At 74.0% G+C, this 12273-nt stretch carries 15 protein-coding genes and 1 tRNA gene; 7 read left to right on the top strand and 9 right to left on the bottom strand.

From position 1 onward, the window contains the following. Positions 1 to 305 precede the first annotated feature (305 nt). From AC0693_RS06220 to AC0693_RS06210, 3 genes are all read left to right on the top strand, one after another. Positions 306 to 1478 carry a helix-turn-helix domain-containing protein gene (locus AC0693_RS06220; protein WP_356404640.1) on the top strand — a complete coding sequence of 391 codons (1173 nt, stop codon included), beginning with the start codon at positions 306 to 308 and terminating at the stop codon, positions 1476 to 1478. Between the two features lie 143 nt (positions 1479 to 1621). Beyond that, a complete protein-coding gene (gene orn, locus AC0693_RS06215; RefSeq protein ID WP_356404638.1) occupies positions 1622 to 2224 on the top strand; it encodes an oligoribonuclease in 603 nt (200 codons plus the stop codon). Between the two features lie 105 nt (positions 2225 to 2329). After that, positions 2330 to 2402: transfer RNA gene (locus AC0693_RS06210), tRNA-His, on the top strand. A gap of 84 nt (positions 2403 to 2486) precedes the next feature. On the opposite strand, the gene AC0693_RS06205 is transcribed toward AC0693_RS06210, so the two are convergent. Then, the gene (locus AC0693_RS06205; protein ID WP_356404636.1) at positions 2487 to 3329 is read right to left on the bottom strand and encodes an NmrA family NAD(P)-binding protein; all 843 of its coding nucleotides are present in this window, start codon (positions 3327 to 3329) and stop codon (positions 2487 to 2489) included. A 115-nt stretch (positions 3330 to 3444) separates the two neighbouring features. Here AC0693_RS06205 and AC0693_RS06200 point away from each other — a divergent pair, with 115 nt between their 5' ends. After that, complete coding sequence (locus AC0693_RS06200) at positions 3445 to 3978, top strand: MarR family winged helix-turn-helix transcriptional regulator (protein WP_469317523.1); 534 nt, start codon at positions 3445 to 3447, stop codon at positions 3976 to 3978. Between the two features lie 18 nt (positions 3979 to 3996). Here the strand turns inward: AC0693_RS06200 and AC0693_RS06195 are convergent, their stop codons facing one another. The 5 genes from AC0693_RS06195 to AC0693_RS06175 form a co-directional block, all read right to left on the bottom strand. Then, positions 3997 to 4299: a DUF3303 family protein gene (locus tag AC0693_RS06195; protein WP_478801109.1), complete on the bottom strand. Its 303-nt coding sequence runs from the start codon at positions 4297 to 4299 to the stop codon at positions 3997 to 3999. A gap of 98 nt (positions 4300 to 4397) precedes the next feature. Then, positions 4398 to 5033, bottom strand: coding sequence for a disulfide bond formation protein B (locus AC0693_RS06190; RefSeq protein ID WP_478801108.1), 636 nt, complete (start codon positions 5031 to 5033; stop codon positions 4398 to 4400). 14 nt (positions 5034 to 5047) lie between these two features. Then, on the bottom strand, positions 5048 to 5212 hold the full coding sequence (locus tag AC0693_RS06185) for a DUF5993 family protein (RefSeq protein ID WP_356404628.1): 165 nt from the start codon (positions 5210 to 5212) through the stop codon (positions 5048 to 5050). 130 nt (positions 5213 to 5342) lie between these two features. After that, entirely contained in the window at positions 5343 to 6740 is a 1398-nt protein-coding gene (locus AC0693_RS06180) for a sensor histidine kinase (protein WP_478801107.1), read from the bottom strand. A gap of 40 nt (positions 6741 to 6780) precedes the next feature. Next, positions 6781 to 7470: a response regulator transcription factor gene (locus AC0693_RS06175; RefSeq protein ID WP_478801106.1), complete on the bottom strand. Its 690-nt coding sequence runs from the start codon at positions 7468 to 7470 to the stop codon at positions 6781 to 6783. A gap of 78 nt (positions 7471 to 7548) precedes the next feature. Here AC0693_RS06175 and AC0693_RS06170 point away from each other — a divergent pair, with 78 nt between their 5' ends. Then, a complete protein-coding gene (locus AC0693_RS06170) occupies positions 7549 to 8085 on the top strand; it encodes a hypothetical protein (RefSeq protein WP_478801105.1) in 537 nt (178 codons plus the stop codon). A gap of 12 nt (positions 8086 to 8097) precedes the next feature. On the opposite strand, the gene AC0693_RS06165 is transcribed toward AC0693_RS06170, so the two are convergent. Further along, positions 8098 to 8691, bottom strand: coding sequence for a TetR/AcrR family transcriptional regulator (locus AC0693_RS06165; RefSeq protein ID WP_469333366.1), 594 nt, complete (start codon positions 8689 to 8691; stop codon positions 8098 to 8100). A gap of 73 nt (positions 8692 to 8764) precedes the next feature. Between AC0693_RS06165 and AC0693_RS06160 the strand changes: the two genes are divergently transcribed. Continuing rightward, on the top strand, positions 8765 to 9265 hold the full coding sequence (locus AC0693_RS06160; RefSeq protein WP_478801104.1) for an SRPBCC family protein: 501 nt from the start codon (positions 8765 to 8767) through the stop codon (positions 9263 to 9265). A gap of 10 nt (positions 9266 to 9275) precedes the next feature. Here the strand turns inward: AC0693_RS06160 and AC0693_RS06155 are convergent, their stop codons facing one another. Together AC0693_RS06155 and AC0693_RS06150 are read right to left on the bottom strand one after the other, a co-directional pair. Next, complete coding sequence (locus tag AC0693_RS06155; RefSeq protein WP_478801103.1) at positions 9276 to 10190, bottom strand: spermidine synthase; 915 nt, start codon at positions 10188 to 10190, stop codon at positions 9276 to 9278. A gap of 45 nt (positions 10191 to 10235) precedes the next feature. Beyond that, the gene (locus AC0693_RS06150) at positions 10236 to 10646 is read right to left on the bottom strand and encodes a hypothetical protein (RefSeq protein WP_469333364.1); all 411 of its coding nucleotides are present in this window, start codon (positions 10644 to 10646) and stop codon (positions 10236 to 10238) included. 260 nt (positions 10647 to 10906) lie between these two features. Between AC0693_RS06150 and AC0693_RS06145 the strand changes: the two genes are divergently transcribed. Beyond that, positions 10907 to 12250: a tetratricopeptide repeat protein gene (locus AC0693_RS06145; protein ID WP_478801102.1), complete on the top strand. Its 1344-nt coding sequence runs from the start codon at positions 10907 to 10909 to the stop codon at positions 12248 to 12250. Positions 12251 to 12273 lie beyond the last annotated feature (23 nt).

The raw sequence follows: 12273 nt of genomic DNA, 5'->3' as shown, positions 1-12273 counted from the left end.
CGGCCCAGCGCCCCACCACCAGGGACGACGGCGCCGGGGGAACGCTCTGACCCTATGCGTACTGGCCAGGGGCCGACGGCGCACTTCCCACCCGCCTGGCGGAGTGGAAGGGTTCCTGATCGAATGCTTTTCGCCAAGTTGCCAAGTCGACATAGCGCTGCGTGCTGAACTTGTCACGCCGACACCACGGGACGCAGTAGATTCGATCATGTTTTTACGGCGGGGGATCCACGTGCAAGGCCGAGGGGAAACGTGCAGGTGCGACCAGACCAAGGAGTCGCGACACCCAAGGGGGGCTTAGCGCCATGAGCCAGGATTCCACCGCTGTCGTCGCGGACGCCGGCCGGAAGCTCGCAGGGCGCCGCCGCAGGGAAATTGTTGCGGTGCTGCTCTTCAGCGGCGGTCCGATCTTCGAGAGTTCCATTCCACTCTCCGTGTTCGGCATTGACCGGCAGGACGCGGGAGTTCCACGCTATCGACTGCTCGTGTGCGCCGGGGAGGACGGTCCGCTGCGGACCACCGGCGGACTCGAACTGACCGCGCCGTACGGGTTGGAGGCGATCGCCCGGGCAGGCACGGTCGTCGTTCCGGCCTGGCGCTCCATCACTTCGCCGCCGCCGCCCGAGGCGCTCGACGCACTGCGTCAGGCGCACGAGGAGGGGGCCCGGATCGTCGGACTGTGCACGGGGGCCTTCGTGCTCGCCGCCGCCGGTCTGCTGGACGGCCGGCCCGCGACGACGCACTGGATGTACGCGCCGACGCTGGCCAAGCGGTATCCGTCCGTCCATGTCGACCCGCGCGAACTCTTCGTGGACGACGGCGACGTGCTGACGTCCGCGGGCACCGCGGCCGGAATCGACCTGTGCCTCCACATCGTGCGCACGGACCACGGCAGCGAGGCGGCCGGGGCACTGGCCCGCCGACTCGTCGTGCCGCCGCGCCGCACCGGGGGCCAGGAGCGCTACCTCGACCGGTCGCTGCCGGAGGAGATCGGCGCCGACCCGCTCGCCGAGGTCGTCGCCTGGGCGCTGGAGCACCTCCACGAGCAGTTCGACGTGGAGACGCTGGCGGCGCGCGCCTACATGAGCAGGCGCACCTTCGACCGGCGGTTCCGTTCGCTGACCGGCAGCGCGCCGCTGCAGTGGCTGATCACCCAGCGGGTGCTCCAGGCGCAGCGGCTGCTGGAGACCTCCGACTACTCGGTCGACGAGGTGGCCGGCCGCTGCGGCTTCCGCTCGCCGGTCGCACTGCGCGGGCACTTCCGCCGGCAGCTGGGGTCCTCTCCCGCCGCCTACCGCTCCGCCTACCGGGCGCGCCGGCCGCAGGCCGACGCCTCACAGGTGGGGCAGCTCTCGGACGGGCCCGTTCCGCACCAGCGCACACCGCAGCCCCAGCGGGCCGCGGCCGCCCTGGCGGCCACCGGACCGTCGGTGACCGAGCTGTACTCCCCCGGCCGGGTCCTGCGCGAGCACGCGTAGTCCCCGCCCCGGGCGGACACCGCTGAACGGCAGGTGCCCCCGGCCCTTGATCAGGGCCGGGGGCACCTGCGCGTCCGGCGGGTGCATCACCGGCGCCCTCCGGGGGGTCCGTGGAAAGGAAAGCTCCGCATAAGGTGGGACGCATGAACGATCGCATGGTGTGGATCGACTGCGAGATGACCGGGCTCTCGTTGGCGGACGACGCACTTATCGAGGTGGCCGCACTGGTCACCGACTCGGAGCTCAACGTGCTCGGCGAAGGCGTGGACATCGTGATCCGCCCGCCGGACGCCGCCCTGGAGACCATGCCCGACGTGGTGCGCGAGATGCACACCTCGTCCGGCCTGCTCGACGAGCTGGCCGGCGGGACCACCCTCGCGGATGCCGAGGCCCAGGTCCTGGCCTACGTACGCAAGCACGTGAAGGAACCGGGCAAGGCCCCGCTGTGCGGGAACTCGGTCGGCACCGACCGCGGTTTCCTGCTGCGCGACATGGCCACGCTCGAGGCCTACATGCACTACCGGATCGTGGACGTGTCCTCGGTCAAGGAGCTGGCGCGCCGCTGGTACCCGCGGGCCTACTTCAACAGTCCGCCCAAGAGCGGCAACCACCGGGCGCTCGCGGACATCAAGGAGTCCATCGCCGAGCTGCGCTACTACCGCGAGGCGGTCTTCGTCCCGCAGCCGGGGCCGGACTCGGACACCGCCCGGACCATCGCCGCCAAGCACGTCATCCCCGCTGAATAGCGGCCTGCCGCGCGGGGCCCCGCGGGCCGGGGAAAAGGTGGGAGCGAGCACCCTCTCGGACCCTGTACCCTTTTAATCGGCCGGTCGGGATTCCCGCCGGGCATGGTGGGTGTAGCTCAGTTGGTAGAGCACCTGGTTGTGGTCCAGGTGGCCGCGGGTTCAAGTCCCGTCACTCACCCTGTGGAAGGGCCCCGGTTCGCGCGAGCGGACCGGGGCCCTTCGCGTTTCCCCGGTGCGGTAGGCCGCGCGGTCCGCGGGGCGCTCACGCGCCCGCGAACTCGGCGGCGTGATCCTCGGCCCAGTCGGCGAAGGAGCGGGCCGGGTGCCCGGTGAGGCGCGGGAGGTCGCCGGTTATCTCCACCGGCCTCCCGTCCCCCGCGGCCCAGTAGGCCAGCAGCGAGTCGGCGTAGGGGCCCGGTACGTACTGGGCGACGGATTCCTTCCACGCCTGCGGACTGAGCGTCTCGAAGCGGACGGGCCGGCCCAGCACCTCGGCGAGGATCTCCAGCTGCTCCGCGAAGGTCAGCGACCGGGGCCCGGTGAGGAGGTGGGCCCGGCCGTCCGGACCCGGATCGGCGAGGACGGCGAAGGCCGCCTCGACGAGGTCCGCCTCGTGCAGCGGGTCGCTGTGCGCGTGCGGGTAGGGAAGGAGCACCGGCTCGCCGGAGCGGATGGGCCAGGACCAGCTCCGCGCGTTGCTCGCGAAGGAACCGGGGCGCAGCAGGGTGGACCGGACGGGGGCGGCCAGGAGGGCCTCCTCCACGGCGAGGTGGGAGGCGGCCAGGGCGCTCTCGCGGGCGTCCGGAGCCAGCACGCTGGAGGAGGACAGGAGCACGATGTGCTCCACCCCGGCGCGGACGGCTTCGGCCAGGAAGTCGTCTATGCCCTCGGCGGCGGCGTAAAGGAAGACGGAGCGGATGCCGTCGAGCGCGGCGGGGAAGGTCGTGGGGTCGGTCAGGTCGCAGTGGACCGCGCCGGGCGGCGCGGAGCCTCCCGCCGCTCCGGGCTCGCGGGAGGCGAGCCGGAAGGGGACGTCGCGCTCGGCGAGGAGCGCGGCGAGGCCCCGGGCGATGGCTCCGCGGCCTCCGGTGACGAGGATCGTCATGGCGGGTGGTTCCTTTCACGTCGGTGGTGCGCCCGGTTAAGATGAAGACGTGGCGCAGATTCTGTGCGACACATCCTCTGCGTCACACAGACAAATCTGGAGCATGGAGAAGCCGATGTCAACAGATTCACTTCCTTCGGGTGGTTCCCAGCCCGGTGACTCGCAGCCGTGGACCCGCGCCGAACTGCTCGCGCGCGTCGTCACCGAGAGCCAGCGGCACTACGCCGACTACTCCCTCTTCAGCCAGGCCATGGCCGATCACGTCGGTCTGCACCCCACCGACCTGCAGTGCATCGCGCTCCTCGACATCGAGCCCGGCCCCGTCAGCACCGGCGACATCGCCCGCCTCACCGGCCTGACCTCCGGCTCGGCCACCCGCCTCGTGGACCGGATGGTCAAGGCGGGCATCGTCGAGCGCCGGGCCGACCCCCACGACCGCCGCCGCTCCCTGGTCGCCCTCGCCCCCGAGGCCCGGGCACGCATCGGCGCGGCCTGGGACGCCCCGGGCCGCGCCTTCGGCGAGGTCCTGGCCGGCTATTCGGACACGGAACTGGCCGTCATCGCCGACTACCTGCACCGCGCCGCCGAGGTCGGCCGCGCCCAGGCCCGGCGCCTTGCCTCGGGCGCGGCGGACGAACCCGCCCCCTGAGCGGCGCCGGGCGGCCCGTCAGCCGGCCCTGCGGTCGAGCGCCCGCAGCCCCTTGGCGAGGTCGTCCTGATTCATCACGGGGAAGATCTCGATCTCGGCGTTGACCTGCATGAACAGGTCCTCGGCCAGCGGCGGCAGCTGGGCGCTGTCCTGCATGTCGAAGACGATCCAGCAGGACCGGACCCCCTCGGACAGGCCGAAGTAGGCGGACTCGGGCTTCAGGGTCTCCATCAGCCTGCCCACCATCTCGCTCATGGTGCCGTTCTGGATGCCCTCATTGGCGGCGGCCGTGTCGAAGTGGGCGCGGAGCATGACTCTCATGCTGACTCCTTCCGTCACGCCCACCCTCGGCGCGCCCCCCGCACCCGGCAACGCGGCCGCACCCGTCAGGGGCGGGCACGGCCGGGGCGCGCCGGGCCTCAGCCGAGGATGCCGAGGTCGTACAGCAGCCGGTACCTCGTCGGGTCGTCTGGGAGGAACCAGTGGAACCCCTCCTCGAAGAAGACGGCCACCACGTTCACCGCGATCACCACGCCGAGGAACCACAGCGCGAACACCCCGACCGCCCGGTACGGCCCGTCCTCCGGCACCGCCCGGTCCGCCGTCGCGTGCGCGAAGGCCAGTACGACGCCGATCGCGACCACCGAGGCCTGGAAGAGCACCCACGCCCACACGTACAGGTGCAGGCCGAAGACCTCGCTCCCGAACCCCTTGTCCCCCGGCAGGACGTGCAGCATCGTCTGGCGCCAGGAGGCGAAGGACCCGGCGGTCACCGCGACCAGGGCCAGCCCCCAGCCCGTCATGTAGTCCCGCCCGGTCACCGCCCCCGTACCGATCCCCGTACGGATGATGGACGCCGCCCCCATCGCCGCGAGCAGCATGAACATCCGCTGTACCACGCAGAGCGGGCAGGGGTACTCCCACAGCACGAACTGGAAGAACAGGCCCCCGCAGACGACCCCCGTCCAGCCGATGGCGAAGACGCAGGCGAACCAGTACTGGACCCGTCCCAGCAGCCCGCCGGCCAGCGGGGCCTCGGGCATGATGCTGCGCATCGCGGCCACGGCGGTCAGTAGCTCAGGGTCAGGGCGAGGCCGCCGGTGACGTGGTGCGCCATCAGCAGGATCACGGCGACCAGTGCGACCCACCAGGCCGCGAGCACGAGTCTGCGGGAGGAGTCCCGGCACATCGTGACCAGCGTGGCGAGGAGCCCGCCGAAGAGAAGGGTGTCCATGCGCCGGACCGTACCGACCGGGCCGCGCGCCCCTCACGAGGCGCGCCCCCGCCCGCCTGCGGTTACCCCCCTTGAGCCGCCTTCGCCGCCCCGCAGCCGCCGGCCCTCGCCCGCGCTGCCGCCGATCCGCTCAGCGGCCCCGCTTGCGCCGCCCCCGGCGCCCGCGCGCGCCGTCCGGCCCGCCGCGGGTCCGCCCGTCCAGCGCGAGCCACACCCGTACCTCGGTCCCCCCGAGCACCGAGCGCCCCAGCCGTACGTCCCCACCGGTCGATTCCGCGACCCGGCGCACGATGTCCAGGCCGAGCCCCGTGGACCCGTCCCGGCCCCCGTCGTTCCCGCGCCGCAGCGCCGCGTCCGGGTCGGCGATCCCCGGCCCCGCGTCCGAGACCAGCACGATCACCGCGTCCCCGGCGTCGTGCACGTCCACCGCGAAGGGGGTGCCCTCGGGGGTGTGCCGGAAGACGTTGCCGAGCATCGCGTCCAGCGCGGCCGACAACTCCGGCCGGGCCACGGGGATCCGTACGACCCCGTCCACGCCCGCCAGCCGCACCTCGCGGCCCTCGTCCTCCGCCAGCGCCGACCAGAAGTCCATCCGCTCCCGGATCACCTCCGAGGCGTCGCACCCGCCGCCGGAGAACCCCTGGGCGGCGGCGGGCCGCTGCTCGCGCGCGGTGCGGATGATGATGTCCACCTCGCGCTCCAGCTGCTCGACGGCGGCGCGGGTCTGCTCGGCCGCCGGACCCTCCCCGAGCGAGGCCGCGTTGAGCCGCAGCACCGTCAGCGGTGTCCGCAGCCGGTGCGAGAGGTCGGCGGCCAGCTCCCGCTCGCCGGCGAGGAGTTCCACGACCTGGTCCGCCATGGAGTTGAACGCGACGGCCGCCGACCGGAGTTCCTTCGGCCCCTCTTCGGGCACCCGGGCCCCCAGCTTCCCCTCGCCCAGCCGGTGGGCGGCGTCGGCGAGCCGTTCGGCGGGGCGCACCAGGCGCGCGCCGAGCCGGTCCGCGACCGCCACCGAGCCCACGACCAGGGCGAGTCCGACTCCCGCGAGGACCAGCCAGGCGGTGGTGACACCGTTGCTGACCTCGCGCTCGGGCACGTGGATCTCGATCACCGCAATGTCGCCGGAGCCGAGGGCGGTGGGCTGGAGCAGCGCCGATCCCCCGCCCGGGACCGAGGTGGTCATCGCGCGTCCGTAGGAGCGGGTCTCGGCGACCGCCCGGGCCCCCGCCCAGCCCGCGCCGTCCTCCCCGGGTCCGCCGATGTCGACGGCCGGGCCGCCGCCCACCGGCGGCACGTGCACGGCCATCCGGTGGGCGGCGCCCGCCTGCGTGGACTCGACGGCCTTGCGCAGTTGGAGCGGGTCGGTGGTGATGGAGAGGGTGGGGCCGATGGTGGCCGCCTGCCGTTCGGCGTTGGAGAACGCCCGGTCGCCGGCCATCTCGCGGACGACCAGCCCGAGCGGGATCGCGAAGGCGGCGACGACCATGGTGGTCACGGCGAGGCACACCTTGACGAGCGCCCACCTCATCGCGGACCGCCGCGCCCGCCCGGTCCGCCTCGCGCACCGGTCACAACGGCGGTTCCAGCTTGACGCCCACACCCCGCAGCGTGTGCAGGTAGCGCGGGCCGGCCGCCGTCTCGCCGAGCTTGCGGCGCAGCCAGGACAGGTGGACGTCGATCGTCTGGTCGTCGCCGTACGCCTGCTGCCACACCTCGGCCAGCAGCTCCCGCCGCGCCACGACCACCCCGGGCCGCCCGGCCAGGAAGGCCAGCAGGTCGAACTCGCGCCGGGTCAGGTCCAGTGCGGTCCCGTCCAGCTCGGCCTGGCGCCGCAGCGGGTCGATCGCCAGCCCGCCCACCCGCAGCACCCGCGAGGGCGGTTCGCCGCCCGCGGCCGCGCGCGCCCGGCGCAGGACGGCGGCCATCCGGGCGGACAGGTGCTCGACGGAGAACGGCTTCACGAGGTAGTCGTCGGCGCCGTCGTTGAGCAGCCGGACGATCTCCGCCTCGTCGTCGCGCGCGGTCGCGATGATGACCGGTACGTCGGTGATCCCGCGCAGCATCTTCAGCGCCTCCGACCCGTCCAGGTCGGGCAGCCCGAGGTCCAGGACGACCACGTCGAAGGAGTGGTGCGCGACCTCGCGCAGGGCTTCCAGGGCGGTCCCGACGCTGCGCACGGTGTGGGAGGCCTCGGTGAGGTGCCGGATGAGGGCGGAACGTACGAACTGGTCGTCCTCGACCACGAGCACACTTGCCATGAGCGGCACCGTACGCCATTCGGGTGGTACCGCAGGCCCCGGACCGCCACTCGGACGGGTGGTGCAGGATGTCCCCTGATGCAACGAGGACTGGTCCACGCACTGGCCTGGACGCTGTCGACCGGAGCCGCGGTGACGCTCTCCTGGTGGGGCGTCCACACCGTCATGTCCGGTACCGTCTACGATCCTCCGCGCGCCGTGCCGCTGACCGCGCTGCCCCGGTCCTCCTCGACCGGCGACGCCCTCCCGCCCTCCCCCTCCCCGTCGGCCACGCCCTCCCCCGGCCCGTCGGCCGCCGCGTCCCCGCCCCCGCCGTCACCGTCCCCGGCTCCCCGAACGACCTCTGCCGCGCCCCTGGAGCAGCCGCAGGGCCGTCCTTCGGACGAGGCCGCCGGGAGCGTCAGGAGCTACTCGGTCTCGGGCGGCCGCGTCGTCCTCGACGTCGGCGGCGCCGCGGGCCAGCTGGTCTCCGCGACCCCGGAGGCGGGCTGGCGGATGCAGGTGTGGAAGCAGACCCAGTGGATCCGGGTGGACTTCACCCGCGACGACCGCACGGCGTCCGTCTTCTGCACCTGGAACGGCCACCCGCCGCTGGTCGAGCTCGTCGACCGCTGACCGGGCGGGTGACTAGGGCGTCTCCGGGGCCCCGTGCAGGAGCAGTTCGAGCACCGCGTCGACGTGCGCGGCCACCCGGCCCTCCTCGGCGCCGCCGAGCGGGAGCACCCCCGGCAGTCTCGTCTCCAGTTCGTCCTGCCCGACGTACGCGGTGTAGCCGAGCGCCGCGCGCCGCGCGGCGGTCTCCGGCGGGAAGCCGATCTCCTCGAACAGCCCGGTGATGTAGTCGAGCCGACGGCGCACCACCCGGCGCACCACGGGCGCCACCAGCTCGTGGTCGGCCGCCGCGAGCAGGTTGGCCGCCGCGGCGCCGCGCCCGAGGCCGGTGGTCACCCGGGTGAACAGGATGCGCAGCCGGGCCCGCGGGTCGGGCTCGGCGGCGAGGTCCGCGATGGTCGCCTCGGTGAAGCGGCGTTCCCAGAGCGCGAGGGCCGCCTCGATGAGCGCGTCGCGGTGGGTGAAGTGCCAGTAGAAGCTGCCCTTGGTCGTGCCGAGGCGCGCCGCGAGCGGCTCGACGGCCACCGCCGCGAGCCCGCGCTCGCCGATCGCGTCGAGCGCCGCCGCCGCCCAGTCGTCCGCCGTGAGCCGTCGTCTGCTTCGTTCCACGTCCATACGCTACCGTACGGTCAGTCCATACGCCTCCGTATGGAAACCCGTGCAGGGCATGCAGGGAGACGACGTGCAGAACGTGCAGGAACGCACCATTGACGCCCCCGCCACCGAGGTCGGCGCACTCCTCGACCGGCTGGGCACCCCGGACGACCGGATCTGGCCCGCGCCGGCCTGGCCTCCGCTGGTCCTCGACGCCGGCCCGGCCGTCGGCTCGCGCGGCGGGCACGGGCGGATCGCTTACGCGGTGGTCGCGTACGAACCGGGCCGGCGCATACGGTTCGCCTTCGCCCCCGGGCGCGGCCTCGACGGCCACCACGAGTTCGTGGTGATCCCGGAGGGGCCGGAGCGCTGCCGGATCGCCCACGTGGCGCGGGGGCGGCTGGAGGGGCGGATGCGCCTGCTGTGGCCGCTGATGATCCGCTGGCTGCACGAGGCCCTGCTCCAGGACCTCTTCGACAACCTCCAGCGCGCGGCGACCGGCCACCTGCCGCGCCCGGCCCGCTGGTCGCTGCGGGTGCGCTTGCTGCGCCGGGCGCTGGGCCGCAGCGCGCCGTCCGGGACCGCGTAGGCGGGGCCCCTCAGTGGAAGACGGACGGCGGCGGTACCGGCGAGGCCACCGCGGTCGCGTCGGCGACCGGCGCGGCGCCGCCCGCGAAGGCGGCCAGTTCGCGGCCGTATTCGACCCGTCCGGGATGCGGGTCGCTCGCCACCCGGCGGGTGAACTCGGCCACCGGCAGCTCCTGGTCGGCGGCCACGAGCACCGCGTTGCCGAACCGTTTCCCCCGCCACACCACCGGATCGGCGGCCATCGCCAGCTGCCCGAACCGGGAGGCGGCGGTGGCGATCTGGCCGCGCAGGTGGGCGAGCGGCGGCCCGTCCGCGAGGTTGGCGACGTACCACCCGGTGGGGTTCAGCACCCGGCGTACGTCGTCCAGGAACTCGGCGCTGGTCAGGTGCGCGGGGGTGCGCGCGCCGCTGAAGACGTCGGCGATCACGAGGTCCGCCCAGCCGTCCGGGAGCTTCCCGAGCCCGGCCCGTGCGTCGGTGGCCCGGACCCGGACCCGCGCCTGCGGGTCCAGCGGCAGGTGGGTCCGTACGAAGGCCACCAGCCCCGCGTCGATTTCCACGACCTGCTGGGCGGAGCGGGGGCGGGTGGCGGCGGTGTAGCGGGCCAGCGTGAAGGCCCCGCCGCCCAGGTGCAGCACGTTGAGGGGCCGGCGGGCGGGGGCGGCCAGGTCGATGAGGTGCCCGATCCGGCGCTGGTAGGAGAAATCCAGGTACCGCGGGTCGTCGAGGTCCACGTGGGACTGCGGGGCGCCGTCGATCAGCAGGGTCCAGGCGCGGGTGCGCTCGCGGTCCGGCGCCAGCTCCGCCGTGCCGCCGTCGACGGGTCCGGTGAGCGGGCCGGTGGCCGCGGACCGCCCGCCACCGCCGCCGCTCGCGCTCCCGCTCCCGCTGCCGCCCCGTTCGCCGCGCTGCCTGCCCTTAGCCATGCCGTCATTATGACGTCGTCCCAGCTCACGGGCCCGTCCCGGTGGTCAGCGGCAGTTGTCGGCGGCCTCGATCAGCCGGGCGGCCTCGCCGAGGGCGGCGCGCAGCACCACCGGGTCGGTGACCGGACCGGTGGAGTCCGGGGGCAGCAGCCAGCCGGTGCCGCCCGCCGCGGGGGATTCGCCGAACAGCCGGATGCCCCGGCCGTTGGTCTGCGTACACGCGCTGCCCGGCATGTCCCAGGCGTCGGCCGTGCCGGGCGGCACCAGGAATCCGAGGGTGTCGCCAGACCCGTCGTGCAGCACCGGGCCCACTCCGCTGTCCCGGGCCGCGGCGCGGCGGATGATGTCCACCGCCTCCAGCCCCTGGCGGGTCGGCACGGTCACCAGGTCCGGGGCGGGAGCGCCCGCCGCGGCCGTGCCCGGCTCGGGCAGGGTGTCTGTCGCAGTGCTCTCCATGCCGGCCTCCAACAAAGGGAACCCCTCCTCGATGCGCGTGCCGGCCGGGAGTCGCCTCCCGGTCCGCATGGTTCAACGCACGGGGTCGTCAACGGGTGCGGCGACAGGACGCCGCAAAGGATGGCAGTTCATGGCGGATCGCGGGTGAGATATCCGTTTTGTAGGCAAACACCGTGTGAACCCGCCTGCGTCGGCGGTACGTTCATGCGCGCCGGAACTCCAGATCGCCGGCAGCGTTCCTCGCCAGAGAGGCCACGTCCATGGCGGCGTACCCCCACTCACCCAACACGGCGTTCCGACGGCTCCGCGGGCAGCGCTCCCCCGCCGAGTTCGCGGGTTTGGTGCGCCGGGCGGCGAAAGAGATCGGAGAAACGGTTTCCTGCGACGCCCGTTACATCGGACGGGTCGAGTCGGGGGAGATCCGCTGTCCCAACTACGCCTACGAACGCGTGTTTCTGCACATGTTCCCCGGGCACACGCTCCTCGATCTCGGTTTCTCCCCGCGCGAGGCGGTCCGCGGCCGGTCCGCGCACCGGGTCCCCACCCCGCGGGTCCCCTCCCCACCCCTGTCCCTGTTCCCAGGCTCCACGCATTCCTCCAAGGAGAGCGACGTGCTGCGTCGCGCATTCATGGCGGGCGGCTCCGCGACCGTGGCGGCAGCCGCGACGCTGAACCTCGCCCTGCTCGGCGACAACCGCCGCACCCCCGCCCGGGCCGGCGCGGCCGAGGCCGCGGCGGTCGAGGACGCCGTACGCCAGATCCGCCTGCTGGACGACCGGCACGGCGCGGACGCCCTGTACCGCAAGGCCGCCCAACCGCTGCGCGCCGCCTACGCGTTGCTGGACGCCGGGGCCACCCGCCAGTCCACCGAGGACCGGCTGCAGGCGGGCGCGGGCGAACTGGCCATCTCGGTGGGCTGGCTGGCGCACGACTCGGGCCGGTTCGAGGACGCGCGCTCGCACTACGCGGAAGCCCTCGCCACCGCCCGGGTCTCCGGTGACGCGGCCCTGGAGGCGCACGCCTTCAGCAACGCGGCCTTCCTGGCCGGGGACCGCGGGCGGCCCCGCGAGTCCGTACGGGCGGCCCAGGCAGGAGCCCGGGCGGCCCGCGGCCTCGGCTCCGCGCGGCTGCTGGCCCTGCTGGCCCTGCGCGAGGCGGGCGGCTGGGCCGGGATGGCGGACCGGCGGTCCTGCGAGGACGCGCTGACCCGGGCGCACACGCACTTCTCGCGCGGCCCGGCCGCCGCCGACCCGGAGTGGATGTCCTTCTTCGGGGAGGCGGAGCTGGAGTTCCTGGAAGCCCGCTGCTGGGCGGCGCTGGGCGAGTACTCCCGCGCCGCCCGGCACGCCCGGCGGGCCGCCGACCTCCAGGACCCGCACTTCGCCCGCAACGTCGCCCTCTACACCTCGGAGCTGGCCGACGACCTGGCCCGCGCGGGCGCCCCCGACGAGGCGGCCTGGGCGGGCCACCGGGTCCTGGACCTGCTGGCCGAGGTGCAGTCGACCCGGGTGCAGTCGATCCTGGCGGGCACGGCCCGCACGCTGGTCCCGCACCAGCGCTCGCCGCGCGTCGGCGACTTCCTGGTCCGGCACGCCTCGGCCTGACGGGCGGCCCCGCCCGCCCGGGG

Source organism: Streptomyces sp. NPDC043876, assembly GCF_056435825.1.
Note: the sequence above shows the minus strand (reverse complement) of the source record. Positions and strands in the feature narration are given on the sequence as shown.

Bases quoted from the DNA above. Each gene is read 5' to 3' on its own strand.
- AC0693_RS06170 (WP_478801105.1), top strand. From the start codon at position 7,549: ATGCAACGAGGACTGGTCCACGCACTGGCCTGGACGCTGTCGACCGGA.
- AC0693_RS06190 (WP_478801108.1), bottom strand. From the start codon at position 5,033: ATGCGCAGCATCATGCCCGAGGCCCCGCTGGCCGGCGGGCTGCTGGGA.
- orn (WP_356404638.1), top strand. From the start codon at position 1,622: ATGAACGATCGCATGGTGTGGATCGACTGCGAGATGACCGGGCTCTCG.
- AC0693_RS06180 (WP_478801107.1), bottom strand. From the start codon at position 6,740: ATGAGGTGGGCGCTCGTCAAGGTGTGCCTCGCCGTGACCACCATGGTC.
- AC0693_RS06220 (WP_356404640.1), top strand. From the start codon at position 306: ATGAGCCAGGATTCCACCGCTGTCGTCGCGGACGCCGGCCGGAAGCTC.
- AC0693_RS06195 (WP_478801109.1), bottom strand. From the start codon at position 4,299: ATGAGAGTCATGCTCCGCGCCCACTTCGACACGGCCGCCGCCAATGAG.
- AC0693_RS06200 (WP_469317523.1), top strand. From the start codon at position 3,445: ATGTCAACAGATTCACTTCCTTCGGGTGGTTCCCAGCCCGGTGACTCG.
- AC0693_RS06175 (WP_478801106.1), bottom strand. From the start codon at position 7,470: ATGGCAAGTGTGCTCGTGGTCGAGGACGACCAGTTCGTACGTTCCGCC.
- AC0693_RS06150 (WP_469333364.1), bottom strand. From the start codon at position 10,646: ATGGAGAGCACTGCGACAGACACCCTGCCCGAGCCGGGCACGGCCGCG.
- AC0693_RS06185 (WP_356404628.1), bottom strand. From the start codon at position 5,212: ATGGACACCCTTCTCTTCGGCGGGCTCCTCGCCACGCTGGTCACGATG.
- AC0693_RS06155 (WP_478801103.1), bottom strand. From the start codon at position 10,190: ATGGCTAAGGGCAGGCAGCGCGGCGAACGGGGCGGCAGCGGGAGCGGG.
- AC0693_RS06205 (WP_356404636.1), bottom strand. From the start codon at position 3,329: ATGACGATCCTCGTCACCGGAGGCCGCGGAGCCATCGCCCGGGGCCTC.
- AC0693_RS06145 (WP_478801102.1), top strand. From the start codon at position 10,907: ATGGCGGCGTACCCCCACTCACCCAACACGGCGTTCCGACGGCTCCGC.